Annotated in this window: 12 protein-coding genes; 3 read left to right on the top strand and 9 right to left on the bottom strand. The window is 72.0% G+C overall.

The window, feature by feature from the left end; translation table 11 throughout:
* Positions 1-58: 58 nt before the first annotated feature.
* On the bottom strand, positions 59-484 hold the full coding sequence (locus BX285_RS18095) for a hypothetical protein (RefSeq protein WP_259470568.1): 426 nt from the start codon (positions 482-484) through the stop codon (positions 59-61).
* 211 nt (positions 485-695) lie between these two features.
* Here BX285_RS18095 and BX285_RS18090 point away from each other — a divergent pair, with 211 nt between their 5' ends.
* Positions 696-1,937 carry an IS4 family transposase gene (locus tag BX285_RS18090; RefSeq protein ID WP_121174976.1) on the top strand — a complete coding sequence of 414 codons (1,242 nt, stop codon included), beginning with the start codon at positions 696-698 and terminating at the stop codon, positions 1,935-1,937.
* Positions 1,938-2,134: 197 nt separating this feature from the next.
* Here the strand turns inward: BX285_RS18090 and BX285_RS18085 are convergent, their stop codons facing one another.
* The 5 genes from BX285_RS18085 to BX285_RS18065 all read right to left on the bottom strand — a co-directional run bounded on the left by BX285_RS18085 (position 2,135) and on the right by BX285_RS18065 (position 6,340).
* A complete protein-coding gene (locus tag BX285_RS18085; RefSeq protein WP_121175694.1) occupies positions 2,135-3,088 on the bottom strand; it encodes an IS481 family transposase in 954 nt (317 codons plus the stop codon).
* Between the two features lie 484 nt (positions 3,089-3,572).
* Complete coding sequence (locus BX285_RS18080) at positions 3,573-4,421, bottom strand: helix-turn-helix transcriptional regulator (RefSeq protein ID WP_121175693.1); 849 nt, start codon at positions 4,419-4,421, stop codon at positions 3,573-3,575.
* 9 nt (positions 4,422-4,430) lie between these two features.
* Complete coding sequence (locus BX285_RS18075) at positions 4,431-4,631, bottom strand: DUF6879 family protein (RefSeq protein WP_183107093.1); 201 nt, start codon at positions 4,629-4,631, stop codon at positions 4,431-4,433.
* Between the two features lie 88 nt (positions 4,632-4,719).
* Positions 4,720-5,571, bottom strand: a complete 852-nt coding sequence (locus BX285_RS18070) for a polysaccharide deacetylase family protein (RefSeq protein ID WP_097238922.1) — start codon at positions 5,569-5,571, stop codon at positions 4,720-4,722.
* A 166-nt stretch (positions 5,572-5,737) separates the two neighbouring features.
* Positions 5,738-6,340, bottom strand: a complete 603-nt coding sequence (locus tag BX285_RS18065) for a superoxide dismutase (protein ID WP_097238921.1) — start codon at positions 6,338-6,340, stop codon at positions 5,738-5,740.
* Between the two features lie 260 nt (positions 6,341-6,600).
* Here BX285_RS18065 and BX285_RS18060 point away from each other — a divergent pair, with 260 nt between their 5' ends.
* Positions 6,601-8,859, top strand: coding sequence for a M9 family metallopeptidase (locus BX285_RS18060; RefSeq protein WP_121175692.1), 2,259 nt, complete (start codon positions 6,601-6,603; stop codon positions 8,857-8,859).
* Between the two features lie 94 nt (positions 8,860-8,953).
* Here BX285_RS18060 and BX285_RS18055 read toward each other — a convergent pair whose 3' ends face one another.
* On the bottom strand, positions 8,954-10,951 hold the full coding sequence (locus BX285_RS18055) for an ABC transporter ATP-binding protein (RefSeq protein WP_259470567.1): 1,998 nt from the start codon (positions 10,949-10,951) through the stop codon (positions 8,954-8,956).
* Between the two features lie 344 nt (positions 10,952-11,295).
* Here BX285_RS18055 and BX285_RS18050 point away from each other — a divergent pair, with 344 nt between their 5' ends.
* Positions 11,296-11,844, top strand: a complete 549-nt coding sequence (locus BX285_RS18050; RefSeq protein WP_121175691.1) for a hypothetical protein — start codon at positions 11,296-11,298, stop codon at positions 11,842-11,844.
* Positions 11,845-11,902: 58 nt separating this feature from the next.
* On the opposite strand, the gene BX285_RS18045 is transcribed toward BX285_RS18050, so the two are convergent.
* Together BX285_RS18045 and BX285_RS18040 are read right to left on the bottom strand one after the other, a co-directional pair.
* The gene (locus BX285_RS18045) at positions 11,903-14,341 is read right to left on the bottom strand and encodes an ABC transporter permease (RefSeq protein ID WP_121175690.1); all 2,439 of its coding nucleotides are present in this window, start codon (positions 14,339-14,341) and stop codon (positions 11,903-11,905) included.
* On the bottom strand, positions 14,338-15,072 hold the full coding sequence (locus BX285_RS18040) for an ABC transporter ATP-binding protein (protein ID WP_097238917.1): 735 nt from the start codon (positions 15,070-15,072) through the stop codon (positions 14,338-14,340). The genes BX285_RS18045 and BX285_RS18040 overlap by 4 nt, the downstream gene beginning before the upstream one ends.
* Between the last annotated feature and the right edge of the window lie 53 nt (positions 15,073-15,125).

The raw sequence follows: 15,125 nt of genomic DNA, 5'->3' as shown, positions 1-15,125 counted from the left end.
TCGGTGAGGCGGAGCGCCCCGGCGGTCGGCCGGGACGCTCCGTCGGATGGTGCAGTGATCACCGGGTGGTCTTCTCCGGGGCCACGACGCCGTCGTCCCCGTCTCCGCCGGCGGGCGAGCAGTCCCACTCGGCGTAGACCTCGCCCGTGTCCCGGTAGTGGGCCAAGGCCTCGGTGTTGACCGTGCCGTTGGCGTCGGTGAACCAGATCTCCGGCAGGGGGCCGTACGCCTCCTCGTAGGCACTCACCCAGGCGATGTGGCCGTTGCCCGAGCTCTCGACGTGGGCCAGCTTGCGGCCGGCGTGCCGGAGCGCGAACGCGTCGTGCGCGACGGGGTCGCCGACGAGCTGGTGCCACGCGGAGTCGATGGCGGCGGAGAACATCTCCGGAGCGGTCTGGCCCGCGTCGATCCGGCGCGCGGCGATCGTGAAGAACTTGCCCAGCTCGTCCAGCTCGGTGCTGGGCTCGGTGGTGGCGGTGCTCACGTGCCTCTCCAATCGGGTTGGCTCTGCCCTCCCGGGGACGGGCGAGCAGTTGTGCGTGGTGGTGCAGCCCGGCCCATCAGACCCTTTCCGACGGGCCGGGAGGCTGTGGGCGCCCGAAGGCGCGGGGGCCGGCAGGAGGAAGCCGAAGCGCCCGCAGATGCCCTAGGTGCAATACCGGTGACTTTGGTGCGATTCAGTCGTTGGTTGGGTTGTGCCAAGGCCTGGACAGGTGAAGTCGCCGGTGAGTGACCGGCTCTCGGATCGGATCGCGTTGGGGGTGCTGACGCGGGCTTATCCGCCCGAGTTGATCGATGAGGTGGTCGCCGAGTGCGGTCGGGTCGAACAGCGGCATCGATTGCTGCCGGCACGGGTGGTGGTCTATTTCGTCCTGGCGATGTGCCTGTTCTTCGGGCAGGGCTATGAGGAGGTCGCCCGGCTGCTCGTCCAGGGGCTGGAGCGCGATGGCCGGTGGGCTCGGGCCTGGCGAGTGCCGACGACGGCGGCGATCGGCCGGGCGCGTCTTCGGCTCGGGCCCGAGCCGTTGCGGGTCCTGTTCACCCGGGTCTGCCGGCCGGTGGCAGTCCGTGAGACACAGGGCGCCTGGTATCGGCGGTGGCGGCTGGTCGCGGTGGACGGCACCGTTTTCGACCTGCCGGACACGACAGCGAACGCCGGGTTCTTCGGGAGGCCGGGCAGCAGTCGCGGTCAGGGCCGCAGCGCGTATCCGCAGGCAAGGGTCGCGGCCCTGGCCGAGTGCGGCACTCACGCCGTGTTCGCCGCCGAGATCGGACCGCTGTCCGTCCACGAGGCCGTCCTGGCCGAGCGGCTGTTCCCCGCGCTGGTCGAAGGCATGCTCGTGCTCGCCGACCGCGGATTCTGCGGCCTGGACCTGTGGCGGGCGGCGAGGGCGGGCGGCGCCGATCTGCTGTGGCGGGTGCGGAGCGTGGTCGTGCTGCCGGTGGTCGAGATGCTCGACGACGGCTCCTACCTTTCGGAGATCGTCACGGCGCGGGACCACTACCGGCGGGCGGATCCGGAGCGGGTACGGGTCGTCGAGTACACACTCGGCCCGCACGGCGGCGACGGCACCGTCTATCGACTGATCACCAGCATCCTGGATCCCGCCCGGGCCCCGGCCCCGGAGCTCGCCGCCCTCTACGCCCAACGGTGGGAGATCGAGAACACACTCGATGAGATCAAGAACCACCAGGGCGGCCCCGGGCTCGTCCTGCGCTCCCAGCACCCGCACGGGGTCGAACAGGAGATCTTCGCGTTCCTGCTGGTCCACCACGCCCTGCGAGACCTGATGCACCAGGCCGCCCTGCGAGACGGGCACGATCCCGACCGGATCTCCTTCACCCGCACCCTGCGCATCGTCCGCCGCCACGTCACCGGGCAGGCGGCGCTTTCCCCCCTCCCGACTCAACCGGGCTACCGTCCGGAGCCTGCGTGAGATAACCGAACGGCTCCTGCCCCCAAGGCGGTTGCGCTCCAACCCTCGCGTGATCAAACGCAAGATGTCGAACTGGGCACTCAAGCGCGCCGAGTACTCCAACCAACCGCGACCCGACGCACCAACAGTCCGACTGGTCGGGCCGACCCGAGCCACCTCAACCAGCCGGAAAACTACCTAAATCAGCAGTATTGGCCCTAGGTGTTCTGTCCCGTGAGGTTGGGGATGCGGCTGGCGGGTGGCTTGCCTGCGAGTGCGGTGTGTCCGCGGTGGTGATTGTAGGTGTGGAGCCAGGCGGGGTAGGCGTCGCGGCGTTCTTGCTCGGTTTGGTAGGGCCTGGCGTAGGCCCATTCGTCGAGCAGGGTGCGGTTGAAGCGTTCGACCTTGCCGTTGGTCTGCGGCCGGTAGGGCCGGGTTCGCTTGTGGGTGATCCTGGCCTGGGCCAGGACGTCGCGCCATGGGTGGGACTTGTAGCAGGCGCCGTTGTCGGTCAGCACGCGCTGGACGGTGATCCCGGCCTGGGCGAAGAAGTCCTGGGCGCGGGTCCAGAATGCGGCGGCGGTGTCCTTGCGTTCGTCGGGCAGGATCTCGCTGTAGGCCAGGCGGGAGTGGTCGTCGACGGCGTTGTGGAGGTAGCTGTATCCGGTCCCGGAGCGGGTCCTGCGGCCGGCCTGGCGGCTGAGCACCCTGTGGCCGCCGCCGTGGGGAATGTTGCCGAGCTTCTTGATGTCGACGTGCACCAGCTCGCCGGGCGCGGAGTGCTCGTAGCGTCGGATGACGCGGCCGGTGGCGCGGTCGAGGTGGGTCAGGCGGGCGAGGCGGTAGCGGGTCAGGACCCGGTGCACGGTGGCCGGGTTGAGTCGCAGCAGGTAGGCGATGCGTGCCGGGCCCCAGCGGCGCAGGACGCGGACCTTGATGATCCGACGCTCGGTGCGGGTCGGGGTCCGGCGCGGGCTGTGGTGAGGGCGGCTGGAGCGGTCTCTCATGCCCGCCTCGCCGTGGGCGCGGTAGCGGTCGGCCCAGCGCTTGGCCGTGGTCGGTGAGACTTGGAAGCGTTCGGCGGCCCGCCGTAGTGGCCAGCCGTCCTCGACGACGCAGCGGGCCAGGCGCAGGCGTCCGGTCTCGGTCAACGGTGCATTAGAGTGCGGCATGAGGGCCTTTCTGGCGCTGGGGTAGATGTCGCAATCCACACCTGGCCAGATGGCCCTCACTCATTTCAAGATCACCTGACCGTGAGCCCCGTCACCAACCTCCGTGGTCAATACACCTAGGGCCTGTCCGGCGGATCTTGTCGGATCAGCGCGCGGCGTCGGGCGCCCGTCTGGGCGTGCGCCCGAATCGCCCTCGTACTGGGTGTACTTGGACGATTCGGGCGTGCGTCCAGGCGGGATGATCCGGCGTCGTGCGCCCGGCAAGATCCGCCGGACAGGCCCTAGCCCCAGGTGTCGTCGGCAGACGACTGGGACTCGTACGCCGTGGCTCGGTTCAACTCGGCCTTGCTCGGACCGATGACGACTTGGGGGTGCGTCTCGCCATCGGTCTGTCCTCCTTCGCCGTGGCGGTGGCGGGTGCGTGATAGACCGTAGGAGTTTCAGTCAGACGCTCTCCAGCAAGTTGCACGCAGTTGCACAGCAGTCACCCGAGAGAGTCAATCGCCTCTGTGATCAGGGCACGAGCGGCAGCGCCGTGCACGGCATCTGCGGCCAGTTCCCCGAACCGGCTGACGTACATGGCTACCTCGGAGGGCTGCGTGATCTGGAGGTAGCCGGAGACGAGTTCGACGTTGGCCTGGGCCGAGTCGTAGAGCGAGAACGCTTCGACCTGCATCGAGTGACGCGAATAGCCCCGAGGAACGATTCCCAGGCTCACGTTCGCCAGGGATGCGACAGCGACCAGGTGGGCGAGTTGGTCGGCGGCTACCTCCGTGCCGCCAAGGCCGTGGTACAGGCATGCCTCTTCGATGATGAAGGCGAAGGTCTTCCCGTGGTCTCTCAGGATCTCTTGTCGCTCCATGCGCACCTGCACGGCCACTTCCACGTCGTCCACGGCAACACGACGGCGTTGGGTGGCTTGGAGTACCGAGCGGGTGTAGTCCCGGGTCTGGAGAAGACCGTGCAGGATGCCAGGTGTGTACGCCCGGAACCGTGTGGTCCGCTCGTACAACGGCAGGACAATCTCTTGGGCGCGCTTGAGCCCGCTCCGCTCCATTCGTCGCCACTCGGTGAACATGGTCTCTACTGAGCGGAGGGAAGCCACCAGGTCCGCGGCTTGGTCGTCGGCTCCGCAGGCGCGGCACCAATCCCTGACATCCTGCTCGGACGGTGCGGTGATCGCGTTCTCGATGCGGGAGCACTTCGACTTGCTCCAGCCGCAGGCGAGGGCGAGAGCAGGCCCGGTGAGCCCGGAGTCCTTGCGGATCTCCTTGAGCCGTTCGGCTAGGGCTTTCCGGGCCTGCTGAACGCTCGATGAGCGAGAGGTACGCATCTCGTTCGGTTACTTGAGCACGTAGTCCTCGTGTGGAGTCGCCCGGTGCCACACGGTCTCGAAGGCGTTCTTCACGAGCTGAACGACGGCAGGTTCGGTCGTCCACTCCCGGTCCACCACGTCCCCGTCGCCCGAGAAGAAGGTGAACATGATCTTGGAGTCATCGAACATCCACAGGTCGGTCCCGGGCAGAGCAATGTCTGCCGCCAACCGGCGCACCTGGCGCGTGCACGATCGACCTGTCAGGCGTTTCCATGTCTGATGAACTGCCAGCTCGGCGGGGGCCGGGGCCGGCGCGTCAGGGGGTGGTCTGGACGGGGAAGCCGGTGGGGCGGCCTTGGGACTTCAGCCAGGTGAGGACCTGGTCGAGGGCTTCGACCGTCTGTTGGCGGTCGCCGCCGCCGTCGTGGAAGAGGATGGTCGGGCCGAGGTGCATTTCCTTCTTGACCGTGTCCACGATGGCGGCGGTGCCGGGCTTGTTGAAGTCCTTGGAGTCGACGTTCCAGCCGAGCGGGCGCATGCCGTTCGCCGCGGCGATGCGGCGGCTGTCGGGGGTGAAGGAGCCGCCGGGGGCCCGGTAGTAGAGGACCTTGGCGCCGCCCGCGGCGTCCTCGATCATCTTCTTGGCGTCCAGGATCTCCTTCTCCTGGTAGGCGACGGGCTTCTTGTCCATCGAGGTGTCGTGGTGCACGGAGTGGTCGCAGAGCCGGTGGCCGGCCGCGACGACCTGCTTGACCAGGTCGGGGTGGGCCTTGGCCTGCGGTCCGATCATGCAGAAGGTCGCCGTCACGCCGTGGCGCTTGAGGACGTCGAGGACCCTCGGGGTCCAGGTGGGGTCGGGGCCGTCGTCGATGGTGATGTTGACGGCGTTGCCTCCGCTCTCGGAGGCGTGGGCTATGCCGTCGGGTATCCCGCTCGGCTGCTGCGTGCCGCCGTCGCCGGCGCCGTCGGAGCCGTCGCCGCCCTTGCTGCCGTCGCCGCCACTGCCGTCGGAGGACGTGTCGTGCTCCTGCGCGACGTTCTGCTGCGGAGTGCCGTCCGAGTCGGTCAGGGCCGCCACTCCCCAGGCGCTCGCCGTCAGGACGACGGCCGCCACCGCGAGCGCCACCCGGCTGCCGGCCAGATTCTTCACACGTGCGTTGAGGTCCATCGGCTGTCTGCTCCCCCAGCTGTCTTCGAGCGTTCCGAGGTTCATGACGTGAACCGGCTCGAACGGGTTCCCGGATTCCCGCGTTCTTGCAGGTGGGGACGAGGGTGGGCAGGGGGCAGGCCCCGGACCGCCCGACCGGGCCGGGGCCTGCTGCACCTGACGGCTGTCAGGCGGTGGTGGCGGCCGCGAAGCGGGCCGAGACGTCCTGCCAGTTGACGACGTCCCACAGGCGGGTGACGTAGTCGGGGCGGACGTTGCGGTACTGGAGGTAGTAGGCGTGCTCCCAGGCGTCGAAGGCGAGGAGCGGGGTGGTGCCCTGGCCGACGTTGCCGTGGTGGTCGTAGACCTGCTCGACGATCAGACGCTTGCCGAGCGGCTCCCAGGAGAGGATGCCCCAGCCGGAGCCCTGGACGCCGGTGGTGGCGGTCGTGAGCTGCTTCTTGAAGGCCTCGAAGCTGCCGAAGTGCTCGGTGATGGCGTCGGCCAGCTCGCCCTCGGGGCGGTCGCCGCCCTCCGGGGAGAGGTTCTGCCAGAACAGCGAGTGCAGCACGTGGCCGGACAGGTGGAAGGCGAAGGTCTTCTGCAGGCCGACCAGGCCGCCGAACTGCTCCTTGTCGCGCGCCTCGGCGAGCTGCTCCAGGGTGTCGTTCGCGCCCTTGACGTAGGCGGCGTGGTGCTTGGAGTGGTGCAGCTCCAGGATCTCGGCGGACATGGCCCGCTCAAGCGCGGAGTAGTCGTACGGGAGGTCGGGAAGCGAGTAGGTGCCCATCAGGACACGGCCCCTTTCGGCGGGTTGAACGATGCTGATCGTGCCGGGACAACACTATTGCGTATGAGTTGCAGGAACGACCCATAGGCTCCTGCTTATTCCGCACGTCACACACATCTCGTCAGGTGATGACTTTTTCGCTCCCGGGGGCTTCCCGCGCTTGACCTTGGTGTGACATTTTACATGTCACACATTGGAGCGGCCGTGTCCCCAACCACACGGCCACTACCGGCCCCTAACGGCCCGGAGGCCCCCACCTCATGCGTCCCTTCCGGATAGCGAAGGCGCACGCGCGCAGAGTCCCTGCGCTCGGCGCCGCCTTCTTCCTCGCCCTCGGCCTCTTCGCGCCGCAGGCGCACGCGGCCGACACCCCGTCAGCCCCCGCCGCCAAGACCGTGAACACAACCGCGCCCCGGGCGATCCCCGTGCCCAAGTCGCCGGACACGCCCAAGGACGCCCGCCCGCTCGCCGCGGACCACCAGGCCAAGCCCGCCGCCCCGACGGGGGGCAGCTCCGTCGGCGCCGCCAGGACGGCGAAGCAACTCACCGCCGCCGCCTGCACCGTGTCCGCCTTCACCGGCAACTCCGGTGCCGCGCTGGTCCAGCAGGTCAAGTCGGCCGGCCTCGACTGCGTCAACTCGCTGTTCACGCTCACCGGCAACGACGCCAAGGGCGCCTTCAACGAGGCGCAGATGGTCACCGTCGCCAACGCACTGCGCGACGTCTCCGCCGCGTACCCCGGCGACGACTCCACCTCGGCCGGCCAGCTGGTGCTCTTCCTGCGCGCCGGCTACTACGTCCAGTGGAACAACAAGGACGTCGTCGGCCCGTACGGCACCGCCCTGCAGACCGCCATCCGCGGTGCGCTGGACGCCTTCTACGCCGCCCCGCACAGCAGCGACGTCACCGAGGCCAACGGCGCCACCCTCGCCGAGGCCGTCACCCTGATCGACAGCGCCCAGGAGAACGCCCGCTACGCCGGCGTCGTCAAGCGGCTGCTGGACGGCTACACCAGCGCCTGGACCGGCTCGATGGCCACCGCCGTCGCCAACACCGAGACCGTCATCGAGCGCGGCTACGACCTGCCGGCCTTCACCGCCGCCCTGCAGGCCGACCCGTCCTTCGCCACCAGCATGGCGGGCTTCGTCACCCGCAACAGCTCCCAGCTCACCGGCTCGGACCCGGTGACGAGCATCGGCATCCAGATCGGCAACCTGCTCGCCAACGACGCGCTGCGCGCCCAGGGCCGCCCGATCGTCAAGGACCTGATCAACCGCTACCCGCTGGTCGGCAACACCGCCCCGCTCACCATGAACCTGGTCTGGTTCGCGGAGAACAAGGACAGCGGCAACTGCGCCTACTACGGCACCTGCGACCTGCCCACCCGGCTCGTCCCGCTCGTGCTCACCGTCGACCACACCTGCAGCGCCACCCTGCGCATCCGAGCCCAGGACATGACCGCGCAGCAGCTCGCCGACACCTGCACCAGCCTGATCAACCAGGACGCGTACTTCCACCGGGTGGTCAAGGACAACGGCCCGGTCGCCGACGACGACAACACCAGCCTGGAGGTCGTCGTCTTCGACGACTACTACAACTACAGCCTCTACGCCTGGGAGATGTACCACATCGCCGTCGACAACGGCGGCATGTACGAGGAGGGCAAGCCGAACGCGGCCGGCAACCAGGCCCGCTTCATCGCCCACGAGGCCTCCTGGCTGCGCCCCCAGTTCCAGATCTGGAACCTCAACCACGAGTACACCCACTACCTCGACGGCCGCTACGACTTCTACGGCGACTTCGACGCCGGCATGACCACCCCGACCGTCTGGTGGGTCGAGGGCCTGGCCGAGTACATCTCGTACAGCTACCGCGGCGTCCACTACGACGACGCGGTCGCCCAGGCCGGCAAGGGCACGTACGCGCTGAGCACCCTGTTCGACAGCACCTACGCCAATGCCGACTCCACCCGGATCTACAACTGGGGCTACCTGGCCGTCCGTTACATGCTCCAGTCGCACCCGCAGGACGTCGACGCGCTGCTCGCCAAGTACCGCGTGGGCGACTGGAACGGCGCCCGCGCCCTGCTGAAGAACACCATCGGCACCGCGTACGACGCCGACTTCGCCACCTGGCTCAAGGCCTGCGCCGCCGACAACTGCGGCTCGCTGCCCGCCACCCAGGCCCCGCTGTGCACCGCCGCCGACACCCGGCAGTACGACAAGAACTGCCGCCGCGACGGCGTGGCCGCCACCACCGGGAACTACAGCTACGCCTTCCTGTACCTGCCGGCCGGCGTGAAGCAGCTGACCGTCACCACCGGCGGCGGCACCGGCAACGCCGACCTGTACTACAACGGCGGCGCCTGGGCCACCACCGGCTCGTACCTCGCCAAGTCCACCAGCGGCGGCAACGGCGAGACGCTCACCATCGCCAACCCGCCGTCCGGCTGGGTGTACTTCAGCCTCTACGCCCAACAGGGCTTCGGCGGCGTCACGGTCACCACGACCTACAACTGACCACCGGCCACTGCCCGTTCCCTCGGAGGGCCCCGCGATCCTGCGGGGCCCTCCGCCGTTCCGCCGTCGCGACAAGGCCCCGCTCAGTCCCGGGTCAGCTCTCCTCCCCCGCCGCGCGCTGGGCCGGGACGGTACGGTCGCGCTGCAGGTCGAGCAGTTCGCGGAACAGGCCGTCGGGCCGTTCCGCCAGCTCGGCCCAAGTGCCGGTCTGCACGATCCGACCCTTGTCCATCACGATCACCCGGTCCGCCACCGCCGCGTTGGCGATGTTGTGGGTGACCAGGAGGGTGATGCGCCCCGGGGCGAGGGCGCGCAGGGCGTGCAGGATGCGGTGTTCGGCGCGCGGGTCGAGGTCGGAGGTCGGCTCGTCCAGGATCAGCAGGCCCGGGCAGCGCGCCGTGCGGTACAGCGCCCGGGCGACGGCCGCGCGCTGCCAGCCGCCGCCGGACAGTTCGGCGCCACCCCACCAGCCCTGGGCGAGCAGGGTGCGCCAGCCGGAGCGCAGCCGGTCCACGATCTCGTCGAAGCCGGTCCGGGCGGCCGCCCGCTCGACGTCGGCCATCACCTGGTCGGTGAGGTGGCCGAGGTGGATGTTCTCGGCGGCGCCGAGCGGCCAGCGGGCGAACTCCTGCGGCACCCGGGCGACCCGGGACCACATGCCCTCGGCGTCCAGTTCCTCCACCGGCACGCCGTCCCAGGTGATCCGGCCGGACTGCGGCAGGTAGAGGCCGGAGAGCAGCTTGAGCAGGGTCGACTTGCCGCTGCCGTTCTGCCCGATCACGGCCACCACCTCGCCCTCCCGCAGGCTCATGCTCACCCCGCGCAGGGCGGGCTCCTGCTGCTCGCCGGGGTAGGCGTGGACCAGGTCGGTCACCTCGACCAGCCGCGGGGCGGCGGGGATCCGGTGGCCCCGACGGATCCGGTGGCCGCCGGCCTCGTCGAGGAAGGTGAAGTAGTCGTCCAGGTAGAGGCCCATCCGGTACAGCCGGGCGCCGTTGCCGACCAGGCCCTGCAGGCCGGAGGAGGCGGTGCGCAGCGCGAAGGTGGCGGTGCCGGCCGCGGCGAGGTCGATCCGGCCGCTCGCCACCAGGTAGAGCAGGGTGCCCCAGATCAGGGCACTGCCGGCGCCGGTGCCGAGCGCGGCCAGCAGGGACACCTTCGCCGCCTCCCGGGTCGCCCGGTCGGTGGCGGCGACGATCTTGGCTTCGGCGCGGCGGTACTTGGCCATCAGGAAGGGCGTGACCTGGTCCGAACGGACCTGGTCGGCGCGGGTCTTGTCGATCAGGAACCAGCGGTACACGCGCAACGCCCCGCGGTCCTCGTTGGTGGTGACGGCCGCCAGGTAGTGGATCCGGGCGGTCCGGACGGCGGCCACCGCGGTCGGCACCGAGCCGAGCAGCAGCAGCGGTACGAGCCAGGGGTGCAGAGCCGCGAGGACGCCCGCGGCGGCGGCGAGCGAGACGGTGGAGGCGATCACGTCCTGGGCGTTGGAGAGCAGGTCGGGCGTGGTCGAGGCGCCCCGGTCGGCGGCCTCCCACTGCTCGTTGTAGGTGGGCTCGTCGTACGCCTTCAGCTCGGCGGCGCACCCGGCCGCGATCAGCGCCAGCTCCGCCTCTCGGGTGATCCGCGGCGACACCCGGCCGGACAGACCGACCACGGCGATGCCCAGGACGGCGCGCAGGGCGGCCGAGAGGGTCAGCAGGAGCAGCGAGGGCGCGGCGGTGCGCAGGTGCTCGGTGACCGGGCCGGGGACCAGCAGCGCGGCCAGCGTGCCGGTGGTGGCGTACAGCGCGAGCGCCCCGAACACCCCCGCCAGCGCCTGGCAGACCAGCAGCAGCACGGTGGAGGTCCGGTCCGCCGCCCAGGCCAGCGTCATCGCCCGGCGCACCAGGTGGGGCAGGCGGCGCAGCATGGCAGTCGCGGACATCGACGCGCCGGCCTGGGCGCGGCGGTCGCCGGGGAAGCGGAGCCGCAGTTCCTCGTCGTGCTCCTGCTCGGGGTGCTCGTCGTACTGCTCGCGGTGCTCCCGCTCGGGGTGCTCGTCGTCGGGGGTGGTGGCGGGTTTCCCGGGTTCCACGACCTGCTCGGACACAGTGCTCCCTGTTCCCTGGTAGGGCGGCCCCGCGGCCGCGGTGGATCCGCGCCCGGGCAGCCCTCGACGCCGGGTGGGCGTGCGGGGTCGACAGCGGTGCCTGCGGACCCTGCGCGGGGTCGGCCTGCCGGTGCGGACCCCGATCCTGGCAGCGGCCCGCGGGGCTCTCCGGCGTGTCCCGGCGGGTCTCACTCGATCCGGGCAATTCCGTGTCGGCGACGGCGAGTTGGTGGCGAACGATCACCGCGGGAGTACGCGATGTCCGGTTCTCCTGTGGCAGTGCCCTGCGGCGCGGGTCAGGATGAAAGCCCGGCCGACGCCGGTCCCGGCCCGATCGGAGTGCGATGAGCGAGCAGCACAACGCCGTCCTGCTGACCTTTCCCGGCCCCGCCGGCTGGCGCCCCGCCTTCGACGAGGCGGAGCACCTGCCGGGTCTGCGGGTGGCGGCCGCGCTGGAGCGCGGCACGGACGGCGTGCTGGAGGTCAAGGACACCTTCACCCGGGGCGCGGGCGTGGCCACCGTCGGCTCCGGCGTGCTCGGCGGACTGGTCGGGCTGGTCGGCGGGCCGATCGGCGTCCTGCTGGGCTTCACCGCGGGGGCGGCCCTCGGCAACGCGGCGGAGGAGCGCTTCGCGAGCGAGACCGGCGCCGCGCTGATCGTGCTCTCGGCCCGGGTGCCGGACGGCGGCGCGCTGATCGCCCTGGACGTCCGGGAGGCCTCCCCCGACCCGGCCGACGAGCTGGCCGCCCGGCACGGCGCGACGGTCGAGCGGATCGACGCGCACACCTTCACCGAGCAGGTCCGGGCGGCGGAGAAGAAGGCCGAGGAGCGCACGGGCGAGGAGCCGACCGCGGCGGAGCGGATGGCCGCGGGGCCGGACGGCGAGGCCTGAGCCGCGTCGTCCGGCCCCGCGCGGAACCCCCGCCGCAGCCCCCGCCCTCACTCCGCCGTCACTCCGCCCGCAGGGCGTCCACCGTCCGCGAGCGCGCCGCCCGTACGGCCGGGAGGAGCGCGCCGAGGACCGCGATCAGCACCCCGCCGAGCCCGAGCAACACCAGCGCCGGGGTGCCGAGGACGTCCACCGCCGGGGCGGGGAAGTGCAGCCCTGCGGCCCGGCCCATCGCGGGCACCGTCGCCCGGTGCAGCAGCACCCCCACCGGCAGTCCGGCCGCGCCGCCGGCCGCACCGACCAGCAGGACGGAGGCGAGCACCACGCCGACCGACTGCGCCGGGGTCATGCCGATCGCCTTGGCGACGCCGGTGTCCCGCCGCCGCTCGCGGATCTCCAGGACGACGGTGTTGAGCACCCCCAGCCCGGCGACCGCCACCAGCAGCCCGGTCAGCGTCGCGGTGAGCGACCGCAGCGCGAGGATCGTGCCGCTGCTGCCCTGCGGCTCGGCGGACCGGACGATCAGGTGTGCCGGGGCGAGCGCGGCACCGAGGGCGGCGGTGTAGCCGGTGCGGTCGGTGCCGGGCTTCAGCCTGACGGTCCAGGAGTCCGGCCGCGGGGCCGTGCCGGGCAGGTAGCCGGCGGCGTCGGTGAGGAGTTCATTGGTCTGCACGTGCGGGTCGAAGACCTCGCCGACGATCCGGACGGTGACCTCCTGCCCGTGGCTGGTGAAGGTCACCCGGTCGCCGACCGCGATCGAGGCTTCGGTCAGGAAGGTGGCGGGGGCGACGGCCTCGCCCGGGCCCCGGTACCAGCGCCCGGAGACCATCCGGTAGCCCGCCCAGGAGGAGTCGCCGTCGAAGGCGGTCACCGTGGTGCTCCCGGACACTCCGGGGACGGTGACCTCCTCGGTGCCGGTGCCGAAGTACGCGGCGGTGCCCGGCTGCGCGTCCAGCGCGGCGGTCACCTCGGCCCGGTCGGCCCGGTCGGCCCGGTCGGGCCCGGCCGCGGGGCCCGCCGCGGGGCCCGCCGCGGGCGGGCCGTCCGGGCGCGCCGGGGGGCCCGCCGCGGGCGGGCCGTCCGGGCGCGCCGGGTGCACCACGACGTCCCCGGCCCGGTGGGCCTTGGCCTCCTGCACCCAGGTCATCGTCCCGCCGATGCCGACCGCGAAGACCGCCGCCGCCGTGCCGAACAGCACCGCCGCGAACATGCCGGCGGCCCGGGCCGGGCGGGCGAAGGGCTGGGCGAGGCCGAGGCTCAGCGGCCGGGGCAGCGGCAGCCGGGCGGCCAGGGCGGCGGCGCGGGCGGCCAGGGCGTCCCGCCGGGTGGTGCCGGCCGTGCGGCCGACGGCCAGCGCATCCACGGTGCGCAGCCGTCCGGCGCGGGCGGCGGCCGCCCACGCGACCAGGGCGACGGCGGCCGGCGTGCCGCCGGCCACCGCGACGTCCACCCAGGGGGCGAGGCCGGAACTGCTGGTGCCGTAGAGCTGCCCGGTGGTGGCGAGCACGGGGACGGTCAGCAGGTTACCGACGAGCACACCGAGCAGGGTGCCGGCGGTGGCCGGGATCAGCGCCTGGGCGACGTACGCCCGCATCACCTGGGCGGGGGTGCACCCGAGCGCCTTGAGCACGCCGATCCGCCGGGTGGCGCTGCCGACCGCGCCGGCCACCACGGTCCCGGTGACCAGGACCGACAGCGCGATGCCGAGCAGCCCGAAGGCGACCAGGAAGGGCAGGAACAGCGCGGTGTTGCGGTCCGAACCCTGCTCGCCGGTGAGCCAGGACTGGGCACCGGTCAGCGCGTCGGCCGGGACGGCGGCGGCCAGGGCGGCCCGGTCGGCGGCCACCTCGTCGGCGCTGCCGGCCCGGGCGAAGCGGTAGAGCATCCGGTAGCCGGGGGTGCTCCCGGGCGCGGTGAGGGCGTCGATGGCGTCGGGCGTCACCCAGGCGTCGGAGGTACGGCTGACGGACCGGGCGGAGCCGACGACCTTCAGCGTCGGCGCTCCCGGCAGACCGGGCAGGCGCAGGGCGCCGCCGACCCCCACCTCCTGGTCGTGGTAGCCGGAGTCGAGCACCACCTCGTCCGGGTGGGCCGGCCAGCTCCCCCGCAGCAGTTCGACGGCGTCGACGCCATCGGCGGCCGGTACGCGCCCGGTGACGGTCATCGGCGCCATGGTCACCCCGGCCGGGGCGTCCGAGCCCGGGCCCGGCTCCGGGTCGACGGTGACGGTCCGGAACGGTCCGGCGGCCGCCGTCACGCCCGGGAGGTGCGCGGTGGCGGCGAGCCGGTCGGCGCTCGCCCGGGTGCCGTCGTAGCGCGCCGTCAGGTGTGCGCCGTGCTGCCGGGCGAAGGCCTGGTCGAAGGGCGCCCGGGAGGCGACCAGGAGCGACCCGCCGAGGACGGAACAGGTGGTGGCCACCAGCGCGGCCAGCCCGATCGCGACCGACTGCGTCCGGCGCCTGCGGACGCCTGCCCGTACCACGCTTCCGAGCGAGGTCATGCCGCCACCGCCGAGTCCGCCTCGATCCGGCCGTCCCGCATCCGGACCGTGCGGGTGGCGCAGTCCTCGGCCAGCCGCAGGTCGTGGGTGACGATCAGGACGGTCTGGCCGTCCCGGTGCAGCTCCCGGAACAGCTCCTTGACGTCCTCGCCGGAGGCCGAGTCCAGCGCACCGGTCGGCTCGTCGGCCAGCAGCAATGTCGGCCGGTTCATCAACGCCCGTGCCACGGCTACACGTTGACGCTCGCCGCCGGAGAGCCGGCCGGGGTGGGCACGGGCGTGCCGGTCGATGCCGAGCGCCGCCAGCAGCTCGGCGGCCCGCCGCCGGGCCTCGGCGCGCGGGGCTCCGGCCAACTCCCCCGCCAGCACCACGTTGTCGACCACGGTGAGGTCGTCCAGCAGGTTGAAGAACTGGAACACCATGCCGATCGTGCCGCGCCGGTAGCGGGCCGAGCCCGCCTCACCGAGCCGGTCCACCCGCACCCCGGCCACGGTGACCGTCCCCTCGCTCGGCCGGTCCAGCCCGGCCACCAGGTTCAGCAGTGTGGACTTCCCGCTGCCGGAAGGGCCGAGCACGGCCACCGACTCCCCCGTCCGCACGCTCAGCGTCACCCCGTCCAGCGCCGCCCGGGCGCCCTCGTAGCGGCGGCTCACCCCGCTCAGCTCGACCACCGGTTCTCCGCCCGTCCCCGCGCCGTTCGTTCCCGCGCTGTCGATCCCCGCGATGCTCATCCCCGCTCCTCGCGCCTCGTCGGCCGTTCCCGACCGCCCCCGTCTGGTGGACG

The sequence above is a fragment of the Streptomyces sp. 1114.5 genome (genome assembly GCF_003635085.1).
Classification (GTDB): Bacteria; Actinomycetota; Actinomycetes; order Streptomycetales; family Streptomycetaceae; genus Kitasatospora.
Note: the sequence above shows the minus strand (reverse complement) of the source record. Positions and strands in the feature narration are given on the sequence as shown.

Bases quoted from the DNA above. Each gene is read 5' to 3' on its own strand.
- BX285_RS18085 (WP_121175694.1), bottom strand. From the start codon at position 3,088: ATGCCGCACTCTAATGCACCGTTGACCGAGACCGGACGCCTGCGCCTG.
- BX285_RS18040 (WP_097238917.1), bottom strand. From the start codon at position 15,072: ATGAGCATCGCGGGGATCGACAGCGCGGGAACGAACGGCGCGGGGACG.
- BX285_RS18080 (WP_121175693.1), bottom strand. From the start codon at position 4,421: ATGCGTACCTCTCGCTCATCGAGCGTTCAGCAGGCCCGGAAAGCCCTA.
- BX285_RS18045 (WP_121175690.1), bottom strand. From the start codon at position 14,341: ATGACCTCGCTCGGAAGCGTGGTACGGGCAGGCGTCCGCAGGCGCCGG.
- BX285_RS18050 (WP_121175691.1), top strand. From the start codon at position 11,296: ATGAGCGAGCAGCACAACGCCGTCCTGCTGACCTTTCCCGGCCCCGCC.
- BX285_RS18070 (WP_097238922.1), bottom strand. From the start codon at position 5,571: ATGGACCTCAACGCACGTGTGAAGAATCTGGCCGGCAGCCGGGTGGCG.
- BX285_RS18065 (WP_097238921.1), bottom strand. From the start codon at position 6,340: ATGGGCACCTACTCGCTTCCCGACCTCCCGTACGACTACTCCGCGCTT.
- BX285_RS18060 (WP_121175692.1), top strand. From the start codon at position 6,601: ATGCGTCCCTTCCGGATAGCGAAGGCGCACGCGCGCAGAGTCCCTGCG.